General features: G+C 57.2%; 16 protein-coding genes and 1 pseudogene. 4 read left to right on the plus strand and 13 right to left on the minus strand.

The window, feature by feature from the left end:
• Nucleotides 1-187: 187 nt before the first annotated feature.
• Nucleotides 188-916, plus strand: coding sequence for a lipoyl(octanoyl) transferase LipB (gene lipB, locus H6G53_RS05865; protein ID WP_190531447.1), 729 nt, complete (start codon nt 188-190; stop codon nt 914-916).
• On the opposite strand, the gene hypB is transcribed toward lipB, so the two are convergent.
• From hypB to H6G53_RS05910, 10 genes and pseudogenes are all read right to left on the minus strand, one after another.
• Nucleotides 913-1,932: a hydrogenase nickel incorporation protein HypB gene (hypB, locus tag H6G53_RS05870; protein ID WP_190531448.1), complete on the minus strand. Its 1,020-nt coding sequence runs from the start codon at nt 1,930-1,932 to the stop codon at nt 913-915. The genes lipB and hypB overlap by 4 nt on opposite strands.
• The gene (locus tag H6G53_RS05875) at nt 1,923-2,264 is read right to left on the minus strand and encodes a hydrogenase maturation nickel metallochaperone HypA (RefSeq protein ID WP_099533379.1); all 342 of its coding nucleotides are present in this window, start codon (nt 2,262-2,264) and stop codon (nt 1,923-1,925) included. Before H6G53_RS05875 ends, hypB begins: the two co-directional genes overlap by 10 nt.
• 155 nt (nt 2,265-2,419) lie before the next feature.
• On the minus strand, nt 2,420-3,535 hold the full coding sequence (gene hypE / locus H6G53_RS05880; RefSeq protein ID WP_099533378.1) for a hydrogenase expression/formation protein HypE: 1,116 nt from the start codon (nt 3,533-3,535) through the stop codon (nt 2,420-2,422).
• A gap of 47 nt (nt 3,536-3,582) precedes the next feature.
• Nucleotides 3,583-4,761 carry a hydrogenase formation protein HypD gene (gene hypD / locus H6G53_RS05885; protein WP_190531450.1) on the minus strand — a complete coding sequence of 393 codons (1,179 nt, stop codon included), beginning with the start codon at nt 4,759-4,761 and terminating at the stop codon, nt 3,583-3,585.
• Nucleotides 4,762-4,928: 167 nt separating this feature from the next.
• On the minus strand, nt 4,929-5,174 hold the full coding sequence (locus H6G53_RS05890) for a HypC/HybG/HupF family hydrogenase formation chaperone (protein ID WP_099533376.1): 246 nt from the start codon (nt 5,172-5,174) through the stop codon (nt 4,929-4,931).
• A 126-nt stretch (nt 5,175-5,300) separates the two neighbouring features.
• Nucleotides 5,301-8,693, minus strand: coding sequence for a carbamoyltransferase HypF (gene hypF, locus H6G53_RS05895; protein WP_370567792.1), 3,393 nt, complete (start codon nt 8,691-8,693; stop codon nt 5,301-5,303).
• A gap of 18 nt (nt 8,694-8,711) precedes the next feature.
• Nucleotides 8,712-8,939, minus strand: a pseudogene (locus tag H6G53_RS19175) (acylphosphatase); the annotation flags it as partial.
• 1,113 nt (nt 8,940-10,052) lie between these two features.
• Entirely contained in the window at nt 10,053-11,180 is a 1,128-nt protein-coding gene (locus tag H6G53_RS05900) for an aldo/keto reductase (RefSeq protein WP_190353932.1), read from the minus strand.
• A 96-nt stretch (nt 11,181-11,276) separates the two neighbouring features.
• Nucleotides 11,277-11,567: an Asp-tRNA(Asn)/Glu-tRNA(Gln) amidotransferase subunit GatC gene (gene gatC, locus H6G53_RS05905; RefSeq protein ID WP_099533373.1), complete on the minus strand. Its 291-nt coding sequence runs from the start codon at nt 11,565-11,567 to the stop codon at nt 11,277-11,279.
• A gap of 455 nt (nt 11,568-12,022) precedes the next feature.
• A complete protein-coding gene (locus H6G53_RS05910; RefSeq protein WP_099533372.1) occupies nt 12,023-12,544 on the minus strand; it encodes a photosystem I assembly protein Ycf3 in 522 nt (173 codons plus the stop codon).
• A 110-nt stretch (nt 12,545-12,654) separates the two neighbouring features.
• Between H6G53_RS05910 and H6G53_RS05915 the strand changes: the two genes are divergently transcribed.
• Nucleotides 12,655-13,902, plus strand: a complete 1,248-nt coding sequence (locus tag H6G53_RS05915; RefSeq protein ID WP_099533371.1) for a pentapeptide repeat-containing protein — start codon at nt 12,655-12,657, stop codon at nt 13,900-13,902.
• Between the two features lie 80 nt (nt 13,903-13,982).
• Here the strand turns inward: H6G53_RS05915 and H6G53_RS05920 are convergent, their stop codons facing one another.
• On the minus strand, nt 13,983-14,336 hold the full coding sequence (locus H6G53_RS05920; protein WP_143473019.1) for a hypothetical protein: 354 nt from the start codon (nt 14,334-14,336) through the stop codon (nt 13,983-13,985).
• Between the two features lie 744 nt (nt 14,337-15,080).
• Between H6G53_RS05920 and H6G53_RS05925 the strand changes: the two genes are divergently transcribed.
• Both H6G53_RS05925 and H6G53_RS05930 read left to right on the plus strand, forming a co-directional pair.
• The gene (locus H6G53_RS05925) at nt 15,081-17,183 is read left to right on the plus strand and encodes a flavin-dependent dehydrogenase (protein ID WP_190531454.1); all 2,103 of its coding nucleotides are present in this window, start codon (nt 15,081-15,083) and stop codon (nt 17,181-17,183) included.
• Nucleotides 17,184-17,342: 159 nt separating this feature from the next.
• A complete protein-coding gene (locus tag H6G53_RS05930) occupies nt 17,343-18,422 on the plus strand; it encodes an ATP-dependent 6-phosphofructokinase (protein WP_190531456.1) in 1,080 nt (359 codons plus the stop codon).
• Between the two features lie 200 nt (nt 18,423-18,622).
• Here the strand turns inward: H6G53_RS05930 and H6G53_RS05935 are convergent, their stop codons facing one another.
• Nucleotides 18,623-18,970 (minus strand): hypothetical protein, encoded by a 348-nt coding sequence (locus tag H6G53_RS05935; RefSeq protein WP_099533368.1) that lies wholly within the window; start codon nt 18,968-18,970, stop codon nt 18,623-18,625.
• A 290-nt stretch (nt 18,971-19,260) separates the two neighbouring features.
• Nucleotides 19,261-20,898, minus strand: a complete 1,638-nt coding sequence (locus H6G53_RS05940; RefSeq protein ID WP_190531458.1) for a PQQ-binding-like beta-propeller repeat protein — start codon at nt 20,896-20,898, stop codon at nt 19,261-19,263.
• Nucleotides 20,899-20,908: the final 10 nt, after the last annotated feature.

Raw genomic sequence — 20,908 nt, forward strand, 5'->3', positions numbered from 1 at the left:
CTTCCTCCCCTTCGAGATGGGTGATACTTTCAACGTAGCACTTTGGGATCGGGGGAAGAATTTCCTTTAAAATCTTTTGCATCTGTTGATGATTCTTGACCTTTTCTTCAGTGATTCCCCACAAACCATCACCAAACTCCCCTTGGCAATTCTCAATCTTTATGGTTAGGGCATTCGGCTAGAGTTTATGGTCTGTGATGCTGCTACTGAAACCAATGGGGAAAGTGCCGGGCCGATCGCCCCCTGTTGGCAACTGAATTTGCAAACCACAGCTTACGAAGTGGCTTGGGGTTGGCAGCGCCAGTGGCAGGCTGATCGAATCGCGGATCCGACACTGCCCGATGGGTTAATGCTGTTGGAACATCCGCCGGTTTATACCCTGGGGCGTGGGGCCGATCGCGCCTTTGTGCGGTTTGACCCCGCAACCCATCCCGTGCCGTTAGTGCCCATTGAGCGCGGGGGTGAGGTGACCCACCATTGCCCTGGGCAGTTGGTCGGCTATCCAATTTTGAATTTGCGCCGCCACCAACCGGATCTCCATTGGTATCTGCGCCAGTTGGAAGAGGTGTTGATTCGGGCGATCGGGACTTGGGGCTTGGGTGCGGAACGGCTGCCGGGCCTGACGGGGGTGTGGCTAGAGGGGTGCAAGGTGGCGGCGATCGGGATTCAGGTCAGCCGTTGGGTGACCATGCACGGCTTTGCTCTGAATGTGGATTGTGAGCTAGCGGGCTTTCGGGAAATTGTGCCCTGTGGAATTGCCGATCGCCCCGTGGGCCGCTTGGCGGATTTTGTGCCTGGATTGACGGTGGCCCAGGCGCGATCGGTGGTGGCAGAACAGTTTGCGGCGGTGTTTGGCCTGCGCTTGGAACCCTGCCCCCCAAACCACCGACCGGCGGGCGCATTGATGTTGCCCTAGGGAGCCAAATCGGCGGTGGCCACAGGACAGGCTCGATCGCGTTGAGCCAAAAGCCAGTCGTACCAGTCGGCCAACCCTTCGCCGGTCAGAGACGAGAGGGGCAAAATTCGCGCCTTGGGGTTCACCTGCTTCACGGCGGCGATCGCCCGGTCTAGGTCAAAGGGCAAGTAGGGCAGCAAATCGATTTTGCTCAGCAGCACCAAATCGCAGGCCCGAAACAAGTGTGGGTATTTCAGGGGTTTGTCTTCACCCTCAGTGACCGAAAAAATCCCGACCCGGGACGCTTCTCCCAAGTCAAACAGCGCAGGACAAACCAGGTTGCCCACATTCTCGATCGCCAAAATGCTGCCCGGTGGCGGTTGCAGTTGCTGGCAGCCTCCTTGCACCATGGCCGCGTCCAAGTGGCAACCCGTGCCCGTGTTGACCTGAACCACGGGGCAACCGGTGGCCCGCACCCGCTCCGCATCATTCAAGGTGGCCTGATCCCCCTCAATGACGGCGAAGGAGACTCGATCGGCCAAATCCGTCAGGGTTTTCACCAGCAGCGTCGTTTTGCCGGCCCCGGGCCCGCTCATCAGGTTCAGGGCCCAAATGCCCTGGGTTTGGAACCATTGGCGGTTGGCGGCGGCCAGTTGGTTGTTTTTGTCTAGCAGCCGCGCTTCGAGGTGCAGGGTTTGGGTGACCGGATCCGTTGCCGTCAGAGAGGGGCGATCGGCTAGGTGATGATCCAAACCGGCCTGGGGATGGTCGTGATGGTGAGGATGGGAATGATGGTGATGAGCAGGGCTGGGGCTGGGGCTGGGTGCTGCGGGCCCGTGGCGATGCACCACCACTGAACCATCGGGATGTTGGTGACTGTGCCAATCGGAGCCGATCGGGGAGTGGCCCAAAGCGGGATCGATCGCCTCGGATTGGGTCAGCTTATTTTGGGACAGGTTACTTTGGGGCCGCTCACTGTGGGATAGGTTGGTGATCGTGACCGATGCCCCCTCATCACAACCGCAGGTTACGCACATGGGATGATCTCCAAGGTTTTTAAAATTAAGTCTTGCCCCGCCTCGATCGCCCAATCCAAGCTGTTGCAATGGGGGCAAATTCCCACCACATCATCCAGGGGGAAATCTCGGCCGCAATGGTGGCAGCGGGCCCGGCCAGGCACGATTGTGATGTCCAACTCCGCCCCCTCCAGGGCCGTGCCCATGGCGCAGGGGCCAAAACAAAAGGCGATCGCCTCCGTGGAAATGCCCGACAGGGCCCCCACGGCCAAACCCAGTCGGCGGATGGGGGCCCCTTGGGCCTGGGCCAGCGCCAACCGCACCAGTTCCTGAGTAATGCCTAGTTCGTGCATTGCCTTTCTCCCGTGTTCGATCGGCCTGAACCAATTAGCCCCGATTAGCCCAAACCAATTAGCCCTGATTAGCCCAAACCAATTAGCCCTGATTAGCTCAAACCAATTAGCTCAAATCAATTAGCCCGAATCCATCGGCCCTCGCAAATTCGGCCCTAGCAAATCCGAGGCAAGGGATCGCCCATCGGCCACTCAATAATTCGTTCAGAACCAAAGCGCGTTTGCAAAATCACCACTGGTGGATCCGCCTTGGTCACATGGCCCACCAAACAGGCCTCCCGCCCTTCCGGCAGCATTTGCATGGCCATCAGGGCCCGAGCTGCAAATTCCCCCGGAACCACCGCCACCAACAGACCTTCGTTGGCCATGTGCAAAGGATCGAGACCCAACACTTCGCAGGCGGCGGCCACGGGCGGCCGCACGGGCAACGCCGCCTCTTCGAGCACCATGCTGACGCGGCTGGTTTGGGCAAATTCATTTAGCACGGCCGCCACGCCGCCCCGAGTGGCATCGCGCATGGCCCGCACGGTGGGACAAGCTTCACAGAGGGCCGCCGCCAGATCATGCAGGGGCTGGCAATCGCTGGTGATGTCCGCTTCGAGGGCCAAGTCTCCTCGGGCTAACAAAATAGCCGTGCCATGGTCGCCCATGGGGCCACTGAGCAGAATGGCATCACCCGGTTGCAGGTAGCGTGGCCCGGGCACTTGGTTCGATCGCGCCACGCCCACCCCAGCGGTATTGATATAAATTTGGTCACCTTTGCCCCGAGGTACAACCTTTGTGTCGCCGGCCACCACCTTGACGCGGGCCGTGTCGGCGGCCAGTTTCATGCTCTGGGCAATGCGGCGTAGCAGGGCGATCGGGGTGCCCTCTTCAATGATGAACCCACAGGAGAGATAGAGCGGCTGGGCCCCGGTCACGGCCAAATCATTCACCGTGCCATTGATGGCCAGGCTGCCGATGTCGCCGCCGGGAAAAAACAGCGGATCCACCACGAAGGAATCGGTGGTGAAGGCCAACCGATCGCCCCGGGCCATGAACAGGGCTAAGTCCAGCCGCGCACTGTCATCCAGCGCATTGAGGGCATCGCTGTGAAAGGTTTCTAGGAAAATGTCAGTGATCAGGTTATGGGTGGCCCGGCCGCCGCTGCCGTGGGCCAGGGTGATGTAGCCTTCGTCGCTCGATCGGGTGCGATGCTGGGGCTGTTGAAACTCGAGCACGTTAGATGGGGGGGTGGCGAGGGAATCGGACGGATGATTAGAAGAAGCCATAGCATCAGGAGGTGAGGGCGGAAATCACGGCGATCGGGCCAATGCAGCTATCGGGCCAATTCTGATTGCAGCGGGGGGCGGGCGGACGCTTCGGCAAATCTGCGGGGTGCAGCCATGGGCGATCGGGGGCCCCCGTGACCGTATTTGTAATAGGCAGCGCAGGCCCCTTCGGAGGAAACCATGCAAGCGCCTAGGGGATGGTCAGGGGTGCAACCGCGCCCAAAGGCACTGCATTCCCAGGGTTTGAGCTTGCCCTGCAAAATGAGGCCGCATTGGCAAACGGGTGAATCCTCACTGGCTTGGCTGGGTAGGCAATAGCGCTGTTCTGCATCAAAGGCCGCAAAGGCCGGAGCGATCGCCAAACCCGATCGGGGCAAGGATCCCAAACCGCGCCACTCAAATTGCTCCCGCACCGTGAATACCTGGGCCAGGGCGGCCAGGGCTGGACTGTTGCCCTCGGGCTTCACCAGCCGGTGATATTGGTTTTCCACGGCACAGCGCCCTTCAACCAACTGCAACAGCAACATCCAAATCGATTGGAGCAGGTCGATCGGTTCAAAGCCTCCCACCACCACCGGTTTCTGATAGCGATCGACCACCGCTTGATAGGGATCAGTGCCAATCACGGCGCTCACATGGCCGGGGCCAATGAACCCATCCAAACGCAAGCCGCTGGCCTGGAGCAGAAATTCCAGAGCCGGGACAACGAGCACATGGTTGCAGAAGACGCTGAAGTTGGCTTGCTGGGTGCGGGCCGCCGCCAGGATGGTCATGGCCACGGCGGGAGCGGTGGTTTCAAAGCCCAAGCCAAAAAAGACCACGGGCCGATCGGGATGGGTTTGGGCTAAGGTCAGCGCATCGAGGGGCGAATAGACCACGCGTACATCGGCTCCTCGGGCCTTGGCCTGCATCAGGCTGCCCCGCGCGCCGGGCACTCGCAGGGCATCGCCAAAGGTGGCAAAGATCATGCCCGGTTGTTCTGCTAGGGCGATCGCATCGTCAATTCGGCCCCGAGGCATGATGCACACGGGACAGCCGGGCCCATGGATCAGCTCCACGGTTTCCGGCAGCAGGGCTTCGAGGCCATGTTTAAAGATGGTGTGGGTCTGGCCGCCGCAGACTTCCATCAGGGCCACGGGGCGATCGAGCCGTTGCGCTAAATGGGCAATTTCCCGCACCCACCCTGCCACCGACGCGGGATCACGAAATTCCGTCACAAACTTCATCGCAAACTCCTGAAACGGCTCTTCAAACGGCTTTTGGGTAATGACTGCTTCAGCAAATGACTTCTTGAAATGACTTCTCGAAATGACTTCTTAAGGCACAGTTTCTGGAACAAGGTTTGAGACAGGCAGACTGGATCGCGCGGGAACTGAATCACGCGGGAACTAAATCACGCGGGCGTTATCAGACGATCGATCCAAGTCAGGGTTTCCGTGGCTGCGGCCACATCTAACTCTTCCAATGCAAAACCCGCGTGAACCACCACCCAGCGCCCCACCCACTGCTCGATCGGGCGGTCGGGCGTGACCAAACAGGCCAAGCTGACCGATCGCCGAACACCGCTCAAATCAACCGTGGCTAGCTGTTGATCTCCACTGACAATGGCCACCACTTGGCCCGGAACCGCTAAACACATCCTGAAACCTCTCAATAACTCCTAAGGGCTGGCGTTGAATAGCTTGTGATTTTGATGGCTTGTGATTTGAATGGCTCGTGATTCCCGGTGATTCCCATTGGCGACCAGCACGGGATCACCGAGACCCTAAACATGGCCCAACTGGAGCCAAGCGGCGGCGATCGCCGTTTGCCCCAACGCCAAGCCCCCATCGTTTACGGGAACCTGTTGCGGCAACAGCAACGGATCATGCAGATTGCTGGCCATCAGGGCGGCTTCCAAACACTGCAACAGCAGCCGATTTTGGAAGACTCCACCACCACAGGCGATCGCTCCAAAGTGCAATCCCTGCTGTTTCAAGGTTTGGGCCGCTTGCACCAAAGCCTGGGCCAAGCCGCGATGGAACCGCAGGGCCATCACCGCCTCGGGCAGCCCCAGGGCCCGATCCAAAATCAGGGCTTCCCAAAGGGCTTGGGGATGCAGCCACAGCAGCGATTCCGATCGCAGCTCGATCGGGTAGGCCTGCTGATCTTGATCCCAAGCTTGGCGGGCTAGGTTTTCGAGGGCGATCGCCGCTTGCCCTTCATAGCTCAAGCAGTCGGGCGCACAGCCTAAAAAGGCCGCCACCGCATCAAACAGCCGTCCGCAGGATGAAGACCAAGGGCTGTTGAAACCCGTTTGGGCCATGCCCGTCAGCAGATTCAGCGGCTTTTGAGCAAACCACTTTTCGGAGTCCACCCGATCGAGCAGGCCCGTGGCGTGGAACTGGGCGTATAGATTGCGCCAAGGCTCCTGAGCAGCGCGGTTGCCCCCCAGTAACCGTGCCGGCCACAGGGCCCCGACTCGGTGATATTGCTCGTAGGTTGTCCACAGCAGCTCGCCGCCCCAAACCGTGCCATCGCTGCCCCAACCGAATCCATCCAGGGCAATGCCCAACACGGGCGGGCGATCGAATCCCCATTGGTTGTCGGCCAAGCAGGCGGCAATGTGGGCATGGTGGTGCTGAATGCGCAACAACGGCACTTCCAAGGCCTTGGCCAAGGATTCACCCACCTTCACGGCTTGGCCATCCGGGTGCAAGTCCACAGCGATCGCGCTGGGGCGGTGGTCAAACAAGTTGCGCAAGTCCGCGATCGCGGTGCTGTAGGCCTGGAGGCAGGCGGGTGAGTCCAAATCTCCAAGGTGAGGCGAGAGGATCGCTTGTCCGTCCCGCGAGAGGCAAATGGTGTTTTTCAGATCGCTGCCCAGGGCCAAGATCGGCGGGCTGTTGGTGAGGCCCGGCGGCAGGTTAATGGAACTGGGAGCGTAGCCGCGCGATCGGCGAATCACCTGCACTGAAGTGGGCAACACCCGCACCACCGAATCATCCACCCGATTCAGGATCGATCGGTTGTGGAGCAAAAAAGCATCGGCGATCGACTGCAACTGCAGATGGGCTTCGTGGTTGTCAATGCATTGGGGATTGCCGGCCCGGTTGCCGCTGGTCAGCACAATGGGCCGATCCACCGCGCTCATCAGGAGATGGTGCAGGGGAGAGTAGGGCAACATCACCCCCGCCTCCGTCATGTCAGGAGCCACCGACGGGGCCAAATAATGGGGATCGCGGATCGTGAGCAGCACGATCGGGGCAGCCCCCCCCAAGAGGAGCGATCGCTCGTGATCACTGACTACGCAAAACTGCCGCACGGACTCCAAATTGCGGGACATCACCGCCAAAGGCTTGTGGGGGCGATGTTTGCGGGCCCGCAGCCGTTGCACCACGGCTTCCTGGGTGGCATCGCAGGCTAAGTGGATGCCGCCCAAGCCTTTGATGGCCACGATCGCCCCCTGGCGAATGGCTTCTGCTGCTTGGGCGATCGCCTGCTCATCCTTCACAATCGGCCGTTGCTGGCTGGGTCGCTCAAACCAAATGCGCGGCCCGCATTCCGGGCAGGCCGTGGGCTGGGCATGGAAGCGGCGATCGCCCGGATTATCGTAATCGCGTTGGCAGTCGGGACAGAGCTGAAACCCGACCATGCTGGTGCGCACCCGATCGTAGGGCAGGGAGCGAATGACCGTCAGCCGCGGCCCGCAATGGGTGCAGTTCACGAAGGGGTAGTGATAGTACCGACTGTCGGGATCGTGCAAATCCCGCAGACAGGCGGCACAGGTAGCCGTGTCCGGCGCAATTTGGGTGCGCACCGGGCCCGACTGGCTCTCCAAAATCCGGAAAGACAAGGGCGATCGCCCCAGGAGTTCCGCCGAGGACAAATCCAGGGCTTGGCTGCGATGGGAAACCGGCAAGGGAGCCGATCGAGACACGATCGGGGTTGGGGGTTGCAGTGGCGTATATAACGCTGGCCCCGGATCCGCATCATCCACCACCACCGGCACGATCGGCCCGAGGGGAGTCGTGGGCGGTTCCGTCGGTTCCAAGGGCCGCAACCGATCGATGGCCGGCTCCAAGAGTTCCGCCAACTCCTCTGCCAAGGAGTTGGAAAGTTCTGGATCCAGGGGCTGATGTAAGTTTTGAGCTAAATCTTGGCCTAGACCGTGATCCAACCGATTGGCATCTAACTTGGGATCCGACGGGCCATGGTTCAAATCTTGATCGCTGGGCCCCACCCGATCGCCCGATCGCCGATCTGAGATGCCAGGACGGACATCAGGACGGATGCCAGAACGCGGCCCCCAATCGCCCGATGGTTCGCTGGGAGCAGCCGTGGGTGAGCTATCAAACAACTGATCCAAACGCGATCGAGACAGGGAATCGCTGGCGGGGGCTGCGGCTCCGTTGCCATCAACGGCCGAGCGGGGATCATCCCGATCGCCTAAATCCCTCTGATCCGCACCGGAATGCCCATTCAACTCAGTCCGCACCGGATCGACCTGATCCAACGGCCCAGCGCTCTCGGATTCCGCGCCATGCTCAGGGTCGATCGGGGACGGCCGCTCACCTTCGGGGCCCCTGTCTAACCAGCGCGATCGGCCATGGTTGCCCGCTTCCCCTTGCCCCACGCTTGATCCTTCCCGAGGATCCATCGCCATCACTTCTCCGTAGGTTTTCCCAGCCTGTCGCTCGATCGTGCCGTCATCGGCAACCGCCACGGCCCTCCAAGGAACGGGCTGCGCGGTTTCCCTCGCCACCACCGACTCCTCCTCCAGTCCATGGGCATAGGTAGGGCGATGTTTTGGTCGCAAATGCAAAGGGCAGCGGGGGCCCTGGGGTTTGTCCCCGATCGATGGCCCTTGATGACTGTTTGGATGGCCATCGGCCTGGGCTGCCTGGCGATTTCGCTGAAGTTGCATCGCCGTTTGTTGCCCCAGGGCGATCGAATGTTCATCCCAAGTGAGATCGTCGGATCCAGACTCGAAGGTCGCTGTGAACCTGGATGGCCCGGTGGGCAAGTTTGTTAGCCGCTCTGTCGCGGATTCGGTTGCTGATTTTGCGGGTAGTTTCTCAGGTAATTGCTCAGGGGCCGCCAACTTGCCCAATGCACCAGATTCCGACGGAGAAACAGCGGGTAGGTTGCCACTCGGCAACGGCAGTCCTGGCTCCATCAATTCCGACAGGGCGATCGGGGTTCGGATCAGCGTATCAATGCGGGAAAGGGGCGGTTTTTCCTGATAAAGCCGTTGTAAAAAAACATCAATTTGATCCGGATATCCCGCAATCCGAATCACCACGCCAACTCCATCATTCGCCACCGATCCCATCAGTCCACATTCGATCGCTAGTCGATAAACCGTGGGACGAAAGCCGACTCCTTGGACAACGCCAACGACCCGAATTTCTTCGGCTCTCATCGTCAACGATTGCTCGTCTTGAGTGCTGGCCATGGCATATTCTCCCAAAGGAGCGGCATCAAACATACAGGTTTACTTAGGTTGGTTTCCTTAGCAGGGACTAGGAACCAGGTTCAAAGGCTCAAAATTCCCTATGTCAGATGTAGCGCGTTTGCCATGAAAATAGAGGAATCTTTTTGTTTTTTTAGCTTTTACTATCAGCAATCTTTAGAAACCTCTGTGTTTTTTAAAGATCATCAACAATGGTTCTTGAATCCGGATTCGATTAAAGGTTCAAATCCATACTCGAATCTCTTGGATCTTTAAGAAAGATTTAATGTTTGAATTATTTTCTAGAAGGGTCTTAAGTCTGATCTGGGTAGATTTTGAGTGTATTTTCAGTATATTTCAGATCCCCTGTCTATGTGTTGTAAAGATTACGTAGTATTTTTGCAAAAATGGTCGCAAAAATAACAAAGAAGTGTTTTATAAATGGTTCAAAAGAAACTTAAAGATGCTTTGGAGATAATTTGAAAAATATTTAGAAACGATCTAAAAAATTCACTTCTTGAATCAATTTGAAGCGTAATGTATTAAAGAATAAAGTGAAAAAATCAGAAAACAGTCTGACCTGCTGCCTGCTAGGTTTTACGAGGAACTCAAAAAAATTTATACCTCGATCTGAACTTCGGCTTAGAAACGAAATTCAAACAAGTTTGTACTGTTATCTAGATTTGGATGGCGGCAATTACTTTCAGCTCTCAGGGGATGTCTGAAAGGCCTAAACGGCTACCTTGCGGGTCTCACCAACTGACGAAGACAAGGGGCTTGAGCATCTTGTTCCCCACGATCCGCTAACGGCATATCTAGGGCTTCGGGCTAAACGACGACATGCCCTAAGCCCCTTGCCCCGACGATGATGATTGCTTGAGCTGTGCCGAAAGTCACTCTTCAGATATCTGAAGAGATACAGCCTTTACCTAAAATAATTGGCACGCCATATCACAGATACCATGAGGCAACGGCTCGGTGGGCAGTGCCCACCCTACGGGCTTCAGATATTCCTCCAAACATCCTTTCAAATACTCTTTCAAATATTTCCTGAAACCCTTCACGATGCTGATATCCAGTTGCCTAATCCCAAAGGCGACGACCCCAACGGCCGCTGAGTCGATCGTGGGTGTCTTGCAACAGGTCGGGAATGTTTAATTGTTCGGGGCAACGGGGCAAGCAATCCCCACATTCCGTGCAGCGATCGCCCCGTTGTCCTGGAAACCAATGTCCAGCATTTTCAAACATGCCGTAGCGGTAGCGCCCAAAGTCCACCATTTTGAAAGCCACCGCCAGATTACGCAGCCGCAACACCTCTGGAATTTGAATTTCCTCGGGACAGGGCAAGCAGGCATAGCATTGGGCACAACGATCGGTTTCGAGGGCCGCAATTTGGTGTCGATCGAGCCGATTAAAAATTGCCTGCTCTTCCGCGCTGAGGGGTTCGGTGCGCTCAATCCAGGGTTCGATCGCCCCCAACTCTTCCACCTTGGCGGGGCCAACGCTCAGGGTGGTGATCCCCGGTTGGGCCAGCAGCCAACGGTAACCGGCTCCCAAGGGCGACAGGGGCGCACAGAGTTGGCTCAAAGTAGGCGGCGGGGTGTAGAGCTGTCCCCCTTTGTCGGCGGGGGAGATGATGAAAATGCCCAAATCCCGATCGAGGGCCGCCTGAACAGCGGGGGCATTGCGTTGAAAAAAGTAATTGAAATGTAAATTGACAAACTCAAATTGATCGGTGGCAATGGTCTGCAAAATCAAAGCCAAGGGCCCATGGGTGGAAAATCCCAAATGACGAATTCGACCATCGGCTAGGGCCCGATGCAACGCGGCCATTCCCGATTGTTGGTCTTGAATCCAATCCAAATGTTCTGGCAGATTCACCCCATGAATGGCTAGGCAATCTAAATAGGGCGTTTGCAGGCGTTCCAGGGATTCGGTCAGTTGCCGATCGATCTCTTCTGGGCTGCCGGTGGGTAATAGTTTGCTGGTGAGAATGACTCGATCGCGCGGCACAATTCCTTGGGCGATCGCCTGGCCAACAAAAACTTCGCTGGCTCCATAACCCCGAGCGGTTTCAAAATGGTTAATTCCCAGCTCGATCGCCCGAGCAAACACTTCGGCCGCCTGCTCGGCAGAATCCAAGCACCGCATTGTCCCCAAGGAAAAGACGGATAGTTGAAGATTGGTTTTGCCAAATCGTCGATATTGCATGAGCCAGCTTGCGTGAGCCATAAAAATGGGCGGAATTGAATCCGCCCACCCCGTGTAATTTTTGGACGGGTCAGAGTTCCTAACCCGATCGCCCGTTTAGCTGTTCAAGATCTTGGGCACTTTGAAGAAATCTTCATCGCGATCCGGCGCACATCCTAACAGACCTTCCCGATCGGTGTAGCGATCGAGTTGATCAGGACGCATCACGTTATTCACATCGATCGCCCGGGTGGTGGGTTCCACATCGGTCACGTCCAACTCGCTCAACTGTTCCACATAGGTCAGGATGTTGTTGAGTTGGGCGGCGAATTTTTCCTCCTCTTCAGCAGTCAGTTGAATTCGCGCCAAATGGGCAACCTTGCGAACTTCGTCCAAACTGAGGCTCATAGCAGCTCTAATTGCGATGGTTTGCTTGTTGAAAGGTCAATTTCCAGGATCTCAACAGATCAAGAAATTGAATCCTAAGTGGCAATACTAGGCGATCGCCCTAGGGCCTGTCGTCATTACCTGGGATTCAAAGAATTTGCCCAGATCATGAGACCTCTTTTCCAAAAATTCCTCTGCTCAAGATCGGCTGATCAACAATCATCTTGTAGGTTGGGTTGAGGTACGAAACCCAACAACAGCAGGGTTCGTAGTAATCGAGTTGAGTTTCCCAAAGCTCAATCCAACCTACCGGAGAACCAAGCGTTTGAGCGTTTTGTCAGTCAATCAGTAATCTGGGAGAGGAATTTAGGATTAGGATTCTGATTGATGCAAGAGGTCTATTGACTCAGGAATCAATCTAGATCTCAACTCAAAAATGAGCATCCAATCGATTGAAAAACGATGGGAAAATCAACCTAGAAGAAGACATCCATGTTCGATCGACCGGTGGTTTTTAACCAGTTTTGGGCCTCGATGTAGTTGTTGGGTGCTAAGCGAATGGCCCGCTTCCAATATTCCGCCGCCTTGTCGAACCAACGCTCGGCTGCTTCATCTTCGCCGCTGGCTTGGGCTTGCTCGCCGTTGTAGTGATAAATCACGGCGATGTTATTCAAGGCCTGGGGCATTCGCGGATTCTGATCAAGGGCTTGGTGATAGTAATCAACGGCTTTGTCCCGTTCGCCATTGCTGGCAAAAATCAAGGCCATGTTATACAGGATGAAGCTGCGATCGTAGGGATCTTCTTCTAGGTTCAGGGCTTCTTCGTAGTTTTGCAAGGCTTCTGCATATTCACCTTCGCCTTGGGCAGACATGCCATCTCGGTAATAAACAAAAGCTTCTTTCGCTTTTTTGTTGGTGGGCAGCACTTTCAGAATCAAGTCCGCCATCACCGTAAAGGTTTTGTCAATAAAATTGTCGTTTTTTTGAGTTCGAGGCATGGGTCAAGCTGCTTTTGAAGCCAAAATAGGGAACGATTGCTGATGGAGTCTGCTCCATAGCTTAACGCCATGGGTTGCCGCATTGCGCGGTAGGGGGATGATTCGTTGCCATGGAGTTGTCGGAGTTTCAATTGGCGCTCGATCGGGGACGGCGCGACTTTCCTTGGGTGAGTCTGGAAGGGCAATGTTTGCGAAAGCTGTCGTTGGTGGGGCTGTCCCTGCGCCAAGCCAAGCTCGATCGGGCTGATTTGAGCGAAACGGATTGCAGCGGGGCCACGTTGCTGAAGGTGTCGGCCACGGAAAGCCAATGGCGTGCGGCCCGGCTCGATCGCGTCAATGCCCAGAAGGCGAATTTTAGCGGAGCCAGCTTTGTCAATGCCCAACTATCGGCAGCCCAACTGCAAGGGGCGGATTTGTCGGCGGCTGACTTTCGGCAGGCGAATTTGCGGGGGGCAAACCTAACCGGCGCAACTTTGACCGGGGCTTGTTTTGCGGCCGCGGACTTGACCGACGCGATCTTCGACTGGGACTCGGAACCGATCGCCCAAGGGGATTTCACCGCCGCCACCATGCCCGATGGACAACCCTTCAGCGCCGATTGGCAACCGGGCCCCGTCGATCCCTTGCCCCCAGCGCCACCAACCACCGATCGGGCGATCGATGTAGGGCGATCGAATCCTGTTGATCGCGCCGTGACCGAGGCGATCGAACCCACCGATGCAACAACAAACGCACCCCCACCCGATCGGCCCCATCGCTATTTGTTGAGTAATCCCAACTTTGCCGTTCCCAACGCCGGACCGCCGCCGCCGCCGCCCAAACCCGCGAACCTTTGGGAAGCCGGCCAGCGCCTACCGTTGCCATTGTTAACCCTCTGGCTTTTGGGTTATGCGCTCTGGGGCAGCAGCCTTGCCGTTTTGGATCCACCGCCCCACAGTTGGTTGCTGCTGGCCTGTAGTTCCTTGGCGGGGATGGCGGGGTTGCAATGGGGTTTTTTGGCCCTAACCGGCGGGGCCATGGCGATCGTTCTGGCGGTTCCGCTGCCTCAGCAGGTATTGAGCATTCTGCTGGGTGGGGCCACCGGGTTAACCGTTGGCCTGCTCACCAAATTTCTGATGCATGTTTCCTGGAGCGGGGCCCTGCGCAACGCGCTGTTGGCCTTGGCTTCCGCTGTCACGGTCATTAATTTGGCATTGGGGGTTGTCTGGCTGGGCATGGTGGGAGCCTTGGCCTTCACCTTTTCCGCCATGCCCCTTTGGACAATCATGGTTGAGCAAAATTTGTCCCAAACCCAACGCCTGTTGGTGATGGCGGGAGTGGCCACCTTGGGCGTGGCGATCGGGCGCTGGGTTGCCTAGGGGCGACTCTCTAGCCGCGATTGCGCAGTTTGATCGCTTGATCGCCTAGTTTGATCGTTTGATCGCCTAGTTACGATCGCCTAGTGCAGTTGTTCCCAGGTGCGAGCCACCACATCACTCAGCCAGCGCCGGGACTCGCCATCCAGCAAGTTATCATCCGCCAGCACTTCCGCCGTCAGATCTTCCAAGGATTGGCCCTTGGCCCGGGCCGCCGCGATCGCCACAGTGATGGCATCCGCGATCGAATCGATCAACCCTTCACCTGAGGGGATTAACTCCGCCCGTCGGGGGCGCGGCTGGCCATAAGTTGGATTAAACGCATTCACAACCGAAACTCCGAATCGAAAAGGTGTGTTGAGCGGGGAGCGATCGGGAAGTTTATTTCCCAAGGACAGCAAGCGAAACTGCAACGGGCAACGAGCACTGGGGCCCACAGATTTGTCCGGTTTTGGGTTGGCAGGGGCAGGCGCGATCGGGAAGAGATAACCCAATTTCGGGTAGCCATCTCATGTAGCAATCTCGCTGAAACCCCCATCCAACCCCAGTCAAAACCCAATTCAATTGGGCATCCTGGGGACAGGCGAGGTCGGCCATTCGGTGGCGCGGTGGGGCAACCCATCAACCATCCGGCTTGATCAAGCTCGCCTGTCCCCAGACCGCTTGCAGATCCAGGGAACCCGCAAGGTGTTCACAGACAGGTCAATACAGAACAGGTCAATACGGGCGGGGCAATTCCGAATCTTCAGGGAGCGATCCCGATGCGATCGGCCCTGCCAAGTCAGCCCTGTTAAGTCAGCTTAGGCAATTACTCTCGATATTTGTAAACTTCTGTAAAGTTTATTAATTATTTTGAGTAAACGGAAGGATAGCGCATTTCTTTCATCTGTCAAGGATATTTCCAGGATTGCTTAAGATCACAGGTGAAACCATCTCGCCTCCGGGGTTCGTGGCCGCTAAGCAGGGATCCGTCGCTTGGCTAGGGCCTCGGAAACACGCGATGATGGAAACGATCGCCAAAGCCTGAGATGCTTTTCAGGCGAGCTTTGCAGCGTCCACAGCACCCCAAGGGCTGAAAAACTTCACCCTAAAAAAGGAAACACTCCCGCTTTGGTTGCAAGTTTGTTGCAAAACGCTTCTTTTTACGCCCGTTTACGATTTGAGTAATCAGAACCCAATCCATGAAAGAACTGCTTTATCTGGAAGTGCCGACTCCGGAAGCCGCAACGGTGCTGAACTGGTTGCAGCAAGAGTTTATGGTTCCCAGCGGGGTGAAGGTAGCGGCTCCCACGGGGTTTCGCTGGCAACCGGCGGGCGATCGGGATGGGGAAACTGTGGCGGGTTGCGTTTGGTCTTTGCAGCGCACCACCTATCTGAAGCTGTTTCGGTGGAGCGATCGCCCGATCGCGGGGGAAGGGGCCTTGGTGCGGGCCCTGCGGCAACAGGTGGCCGAAAAATTCCCCACCACCTACCCGGAGCTTCCTGAGATTGACTTAACAAAGAGCAATATTTTCGAGGCCCTTGCGCCCAAATATCCACAAACCGCTAAGTATTTTCAACGGATGCCCAATGGTGAACGGGATTTGCTGCGGGCCTATTGGTGGGAAAAGCGCTGGCGGGAAGCGGTGCGGAATCCTCAGCAACATAAGCAGGTTATTTTTCAGGGCCAGACTTCTCAGGGCGCGACTTCTCAGGGCCAAACTTCTCAGGGGCAAAACCCCGACCCATTGCCGGCCATTACCTATGACTTGATCTATGTGGGCGGGGCCTTGGGGGTAATTCATGCGGCGATGATGGCGCGGTTGGGCTATCGGGTGTTGTTGCTGGAGCGGTTGCCCTTTGGCCGCATGAATCGGGAGTGGAATATTTCCCGGGAAGAGTTGCAAGTGCCGATCGACCTGGGCCTCTTCACGCCCGCTGAGGTGGAAGGATTGATCGCCACGGAATATCGCGATGGGTTTCACAAGTTTTTTGATGCCAACAATCCACCGCAAGCGCGGGCCAATGTGCTGCACACGCCGACGGTGCTGAATGTGGCGATCGCGGCTGATCGCATCATTCAGCTCTGTGGCCAAAAGCTGCGGGAAGCGGGCGGCGACATTTGGGACGAAACGGAATTTGAACGGGCGGACGTGATGGGCGATCGAATCACCATGACCGCCAAACACTTGCCCACGGGGGAAACTCGCCAAGTGGCCGGTCGGTTGCTGATTGATGCCATGGGCACGGCTTCCCCGATCGCCTGGCAACTGAACGGAACCCGCGCTTTCGATAGCGTTTGTCCCACGGTGGGGGCCGTGATTGCCAATGGAATTGATTGGCCGGTCTGGGATTTGGACTATGGCGACGTGCTGTTCAGCCATGGGGACATTTCCCGTGGCCGGCAACTGATTTGGGAGCTGTTCCCCATTGGCGGCAAGGCCGTGACCGTTTATCTGTTCCACTACCACCAAGTTCACCCCGAAAATCCTGGTTCCCTGCTGGAAATGTATGAGGACTTTTTCAGCATCCTGCCGGAATATCGCCGCTGCGATTTGGACAAGCTGACCTGGGGCAAGGCCACCTTTGGCTATATTCCCGGTCACTTCAGCCAAAGCGAGGGCGAGCGGCGCGTCTCGTTCGATCGCCTCTTGGCTCTGGGGGATGCCGCTTCATTGCAATCTCCCCTGGTGTTCACCGGTTTTGGTTCCATGATTCGCAACTTGGGCCGGCTCACAGACTTGCTGGATACGGCCTTGAAACATGACTTGCTGACGGAACAGGACTTGGGTTCAATCCGGGCCTACCAAAGCAACGTGGCGGTCACCTGGATGTTCTCGAAGGGGATGATGGTTCCCACGGGTCGCACGCTGCCACCCCAGCGGGTGAATTCCATGCTGAACACCTTCTTTGGCCTGCTGGCCGATGCCGAGGAGGATGTGGCCGATCGCTTCATTAAGGATCGGTTTGATTGGTGGTTGTTCAATCGCCTGGCCCTGAAGGCGGCGGTGCAAAATCCAATGCTGCTGTGGTGGATTTGGGATTCGGCGGGCCCTTGGGATCTGTGGCGCTGGATGGGCAGCTATCTCACCTTTACCCTGTCGAGCTTGGTGGCTTGGCTGCTGGGGTGGCTACCGGCGATCGCCCGCCGAATTCAGCCCTGGTTGGAGCAGCGCGCGCCGGGTCTGTGGTTGCGGGTGCTGGCCCGGTGCTATGCGATCGACCTCACTTGGGGGCAACGGGCCCGCGTGGCTCGCACGGTTCCCCGATCGCCCACGGAAGCGGTTTCCAGCGGCACGGTCTAGGCCAGGAGTCGCAGGGCGATCGAAATAGGGTGATCATCCCATCGCGATCGCCCCATCTCGATCGCCCAATCCCATTGCAGTTATTAACACAGGCTTGCCCCACCGTTGGGATCGCGTACGATCGCCCATGAGCAGCGTTTGCATAAGAGATGCAATCCTATGGGTGAGATAAAACGAATCGGAGTGCTGACCAGCGGCGGAGATTGCGCAGGGCTAAATGCTGCCATTCGGGGTGTGGTGATGCGGGCTGCCAGCTACGGCTGGGAAGTGATGGGCATTCGCCACGGTACGGAAGGGCTAACTCGGCAGCCCACCGAAGCCCTGCTGCTGACACCGGACAAGGTTGAGCGGTGGTTAACCTTGGGGGGAACCCTGCTCGGAACCATTAACCGGGGCCAACCCTTTCAGGTGACCTTGCCCGATGGCACGATGCACGATCGCACCTTGGACTTTGCCAAGGGCTGTCGGGAGTTGGAGCTATCGGCCATTGTTGGCATTGGCGGCGATGGGAGCCTGAAAATTCTTCATGATCTGATGACGAAAGTGGGTGTGCCCTTTGTGGGGATTCCCAAAACGATCGATAACGATGTGGCCGCCACAGAACAATCGATCGGGTTTGACACAGCCGTGAACATTGCCACGGAAGCTCTCGATCGGCTCCACTTCACCGCCGCCAGCCACGATCGAGTCATGATCCTGGAAGTGATGGGGCGCGACGCGGGCCACATCGCCCTCCACGCCGGCATTGCGGGCGGGGCCCAGGTGATTTTGATTCCCGAAATTCCTTACAAGCTGGAAGTGGTGTCCCAGGCCATTCGCAATCGCCAGGCCGCTGGCAAGGCCTTTTCCGTGGTGATCGTGTCCGAAGCGGTCTGCACCAGCGGCGGTGACGTGGTGACGCAAACCCAGGCCTTTGGGGAATGTCGCCTGGGGGGCATTGGGCAATATTTGGCCCAGGAGCTGGCCCAAAGCACTGGCGCTGAAACCCGCGTCACCGTGCTGGGCCATGTGCAGCGCGGTGGCGTGCCCTCGCCGCTCGATCGCCTGATTGCCTCGGCCTTTGGCGTGGAGGCAGTGGATCTGATTGCTCGGGGCGAGTTCGATCGGGTGGTGACTTGGCAACAGCGCCAGGTGGTGAGTGTGCCCGTACTGGAGGCCATTTCCCACTGCCGCATCGTTGACCCCAATGATACGCTGCTGAAAACCGCACGGGGCCTGGGAATTTGCCTCGGGGATTAGTAGGCAAGCCAGGACAAGAGGCGACATAGCAAAGGATTAACCAAAAGACCAACCAAAAGACAGAGGACACCCTAAAAAGACAAGGGGCTTCAGCCCCTTGCCCCCATCATCAATGGTACTGAGTCGGGATTGGAAAACTGAATCAAGAGGCTTTCAGAACCAGCCTCAAAACCAGTCTAAAAACCAGTCTTGAATTGACCTCAAAACCACAGACAATCTGACCAGGAAGGGGTGAACTGCACTGTTCCGGTCGTGACTCCATTGCTGGGCTGATCCAAGCGCGTAATGCGCTGCAAAATTTCTAAGTTGGTGGGATCTCGAAAAGTTGCAATTCCAATAAAAATTAGCCCCATCACCCAAAGCTGGCTGTTGTCCTTTGGTGGTGGCGCGGCATCCTTTAAGGTGCAGACTTTGACCTTCCCTTTTTTGGCCTTGGCGATCGCGGCGGCCTCGTCTTTGTCGGTAAAGTGGACTGCTTTGCAAGCGTCGGGCACTGAACCGTTGGGGACATAATAGGAGCCATCGGGCAATTCGACAACGTAACACATGCTCAATTCCCTGATCGATGATCCTGAAAGGATGGAAATTTCAGACAGCACAAATCCGCACAGCTTTTGGTGAAGAAAGCTGCTTTTGGTTGACCCTCAAGGTCAAGTCAATTCAGTGCAAAATAGAGGACGAGAAATGACGAAGACGGCGCATAACCATCCGTCTCGTTTTACGTCTTGTTTTGCATTCAAAAATTTGTACTAGTCATCTATCGAGAAAGCTTCAAAAAATTATGCAAACCTGACCCGATCAGGATCATCCGTTAGGTTTTGGGCCTCGCCAAGATCAACTAGCCGAGGGCATAGAGCCAGCCATCGCGCCCACTCAGATAGACCGTTCCATCCCAGACGATCGGGGTGGCCTCAAAGGAAGATCCCGGGGCAAAGTGCGCCAACAGAGTGACCTCCAAGCGAAACCACTGGCCCCGACCATTGGGCAAAGCGGCCGGGTCTTGGGACTGGGTGGGCAAAAAGCGCAACTGAAACAGCCGCACCCCGTCGTAGCTGGCGGCCACGAGGCGATCGCCCTCGGTGAAAATCGGGGTGGAAATGGTGGGGCCAATCCGGGTTTGAAAGGCCACGTAGGGCGAGTTGTGTGGCCCATCCCGCTGCGGCCCCCAATGGGCCAGGCCGGTGGTGCGTAACTGGGAGCCAATGTAGAGGATTCCATCGATCGCCCCCGTGGCAAACAGGGGCGGCTGTCCCCGATCGCGATAGTCATCATTCAGGGCCGCTGAGCCGATAATTCCACCCTGCCAATCTTGGTAGCGCAAGGAGCCGGTGGGCAAAAACCATTCCACGGCCTCGGCGGGCGGCCTGGCCGGATTCAGTTTAAAAAGACCGCCGGGCCCGGATGTATATTGCCGCTCGATCGCGCAAAAGAGCTTGCCATCGCGCGAAACCACCGCCGTTCCGTCAATATCCGTACCGGTGAAGAAATCCCAGTCAATTTGCCGACTGTTCAGGTCAACGCCATAAATGTGACCGGAGCCAGCCGCCACAAACAGCCGATCGCCCAGTCGTGACGGGGAAGATTCCGCCACCAGGTTGCCGCCATGGCGGGCCCCATCGCCCGGGGCATAGAACAGCAATTCCCCCGCGATCGCCGGTTGGGTGATGCCGTCCCGTTGGGTGACCGTGTTCAGCGCGGCCCCCAAAAAGGAACCAATCCCGTTTTCGCCCACATTAAACAGCAGCCCATTACGCAAATCGAGGGGGCTGCTGTCGTTGTCGCGGCTGTAGCTGGCGGTTTGGCGCACGTTCCACCGCCACAACTCTTGGCCCGTGCGAAAGGAAATGGCCCGCAAACTGGGAACCACCCGCGCCGTAAAGGGCACATTCACCCCCTGGCGACTGCCCTGAAGCACAATCACTTGATCGAGTGGTGGTGCGGTGCGATCGATGTAGATCGTGGCTGTTCCCTTCAGCACGTCGTCAAATCGATAGCGCCAAACCTCTTGCCAAGTTTGCAGGTCAATTTTGCGCAGGTGGTGGTCAAACGCGCCAATCAGCAGATAGTCTCGTCCCCGATCGCGCACGAGGGTGCATTGCCCCGTCCAGCCCGCACCGCTCCAAACCTCCAATCGCCGCCCAATCCTTGTTGGGCCGGATCCCAAAAAAAACTTGCGCCGTACCCCCAATCCCTGGGGAATGCCTCGGCCATAGAACCGGCGGGCTTGGTTACCCAAAAAGCTGGGAATCAGCAGTTCCACTTCGGCGCGGGGATCTTGGGCGGCGGCCAACTGTTCTTGGGCCAAGCGATCGGCCATCCGCAGTCGATCGGCCCAGGCGGCGGGTTGTCCAGGAATTAACGGCGCGGCCTCGGCCTGTTGCCGCAGCTCGCTGGCCCGCTGGCCCATGGCAGCTCCCATGGATCCCAACAATCCCCCTTGGGCAATCCAGCGGGTGACGGTACGACGCGAGGGCACGATCGACTCC

The organism is Limnothrix sp. FACHB-406 (genome assembly GCF_014698235.1).
Classification (GTDB): domain Bacteria; phylum Cyanobacteriota; class Cyanobacteriia; order CACIAM-69d; family CACIAM-69d; genus CACIAM-69d.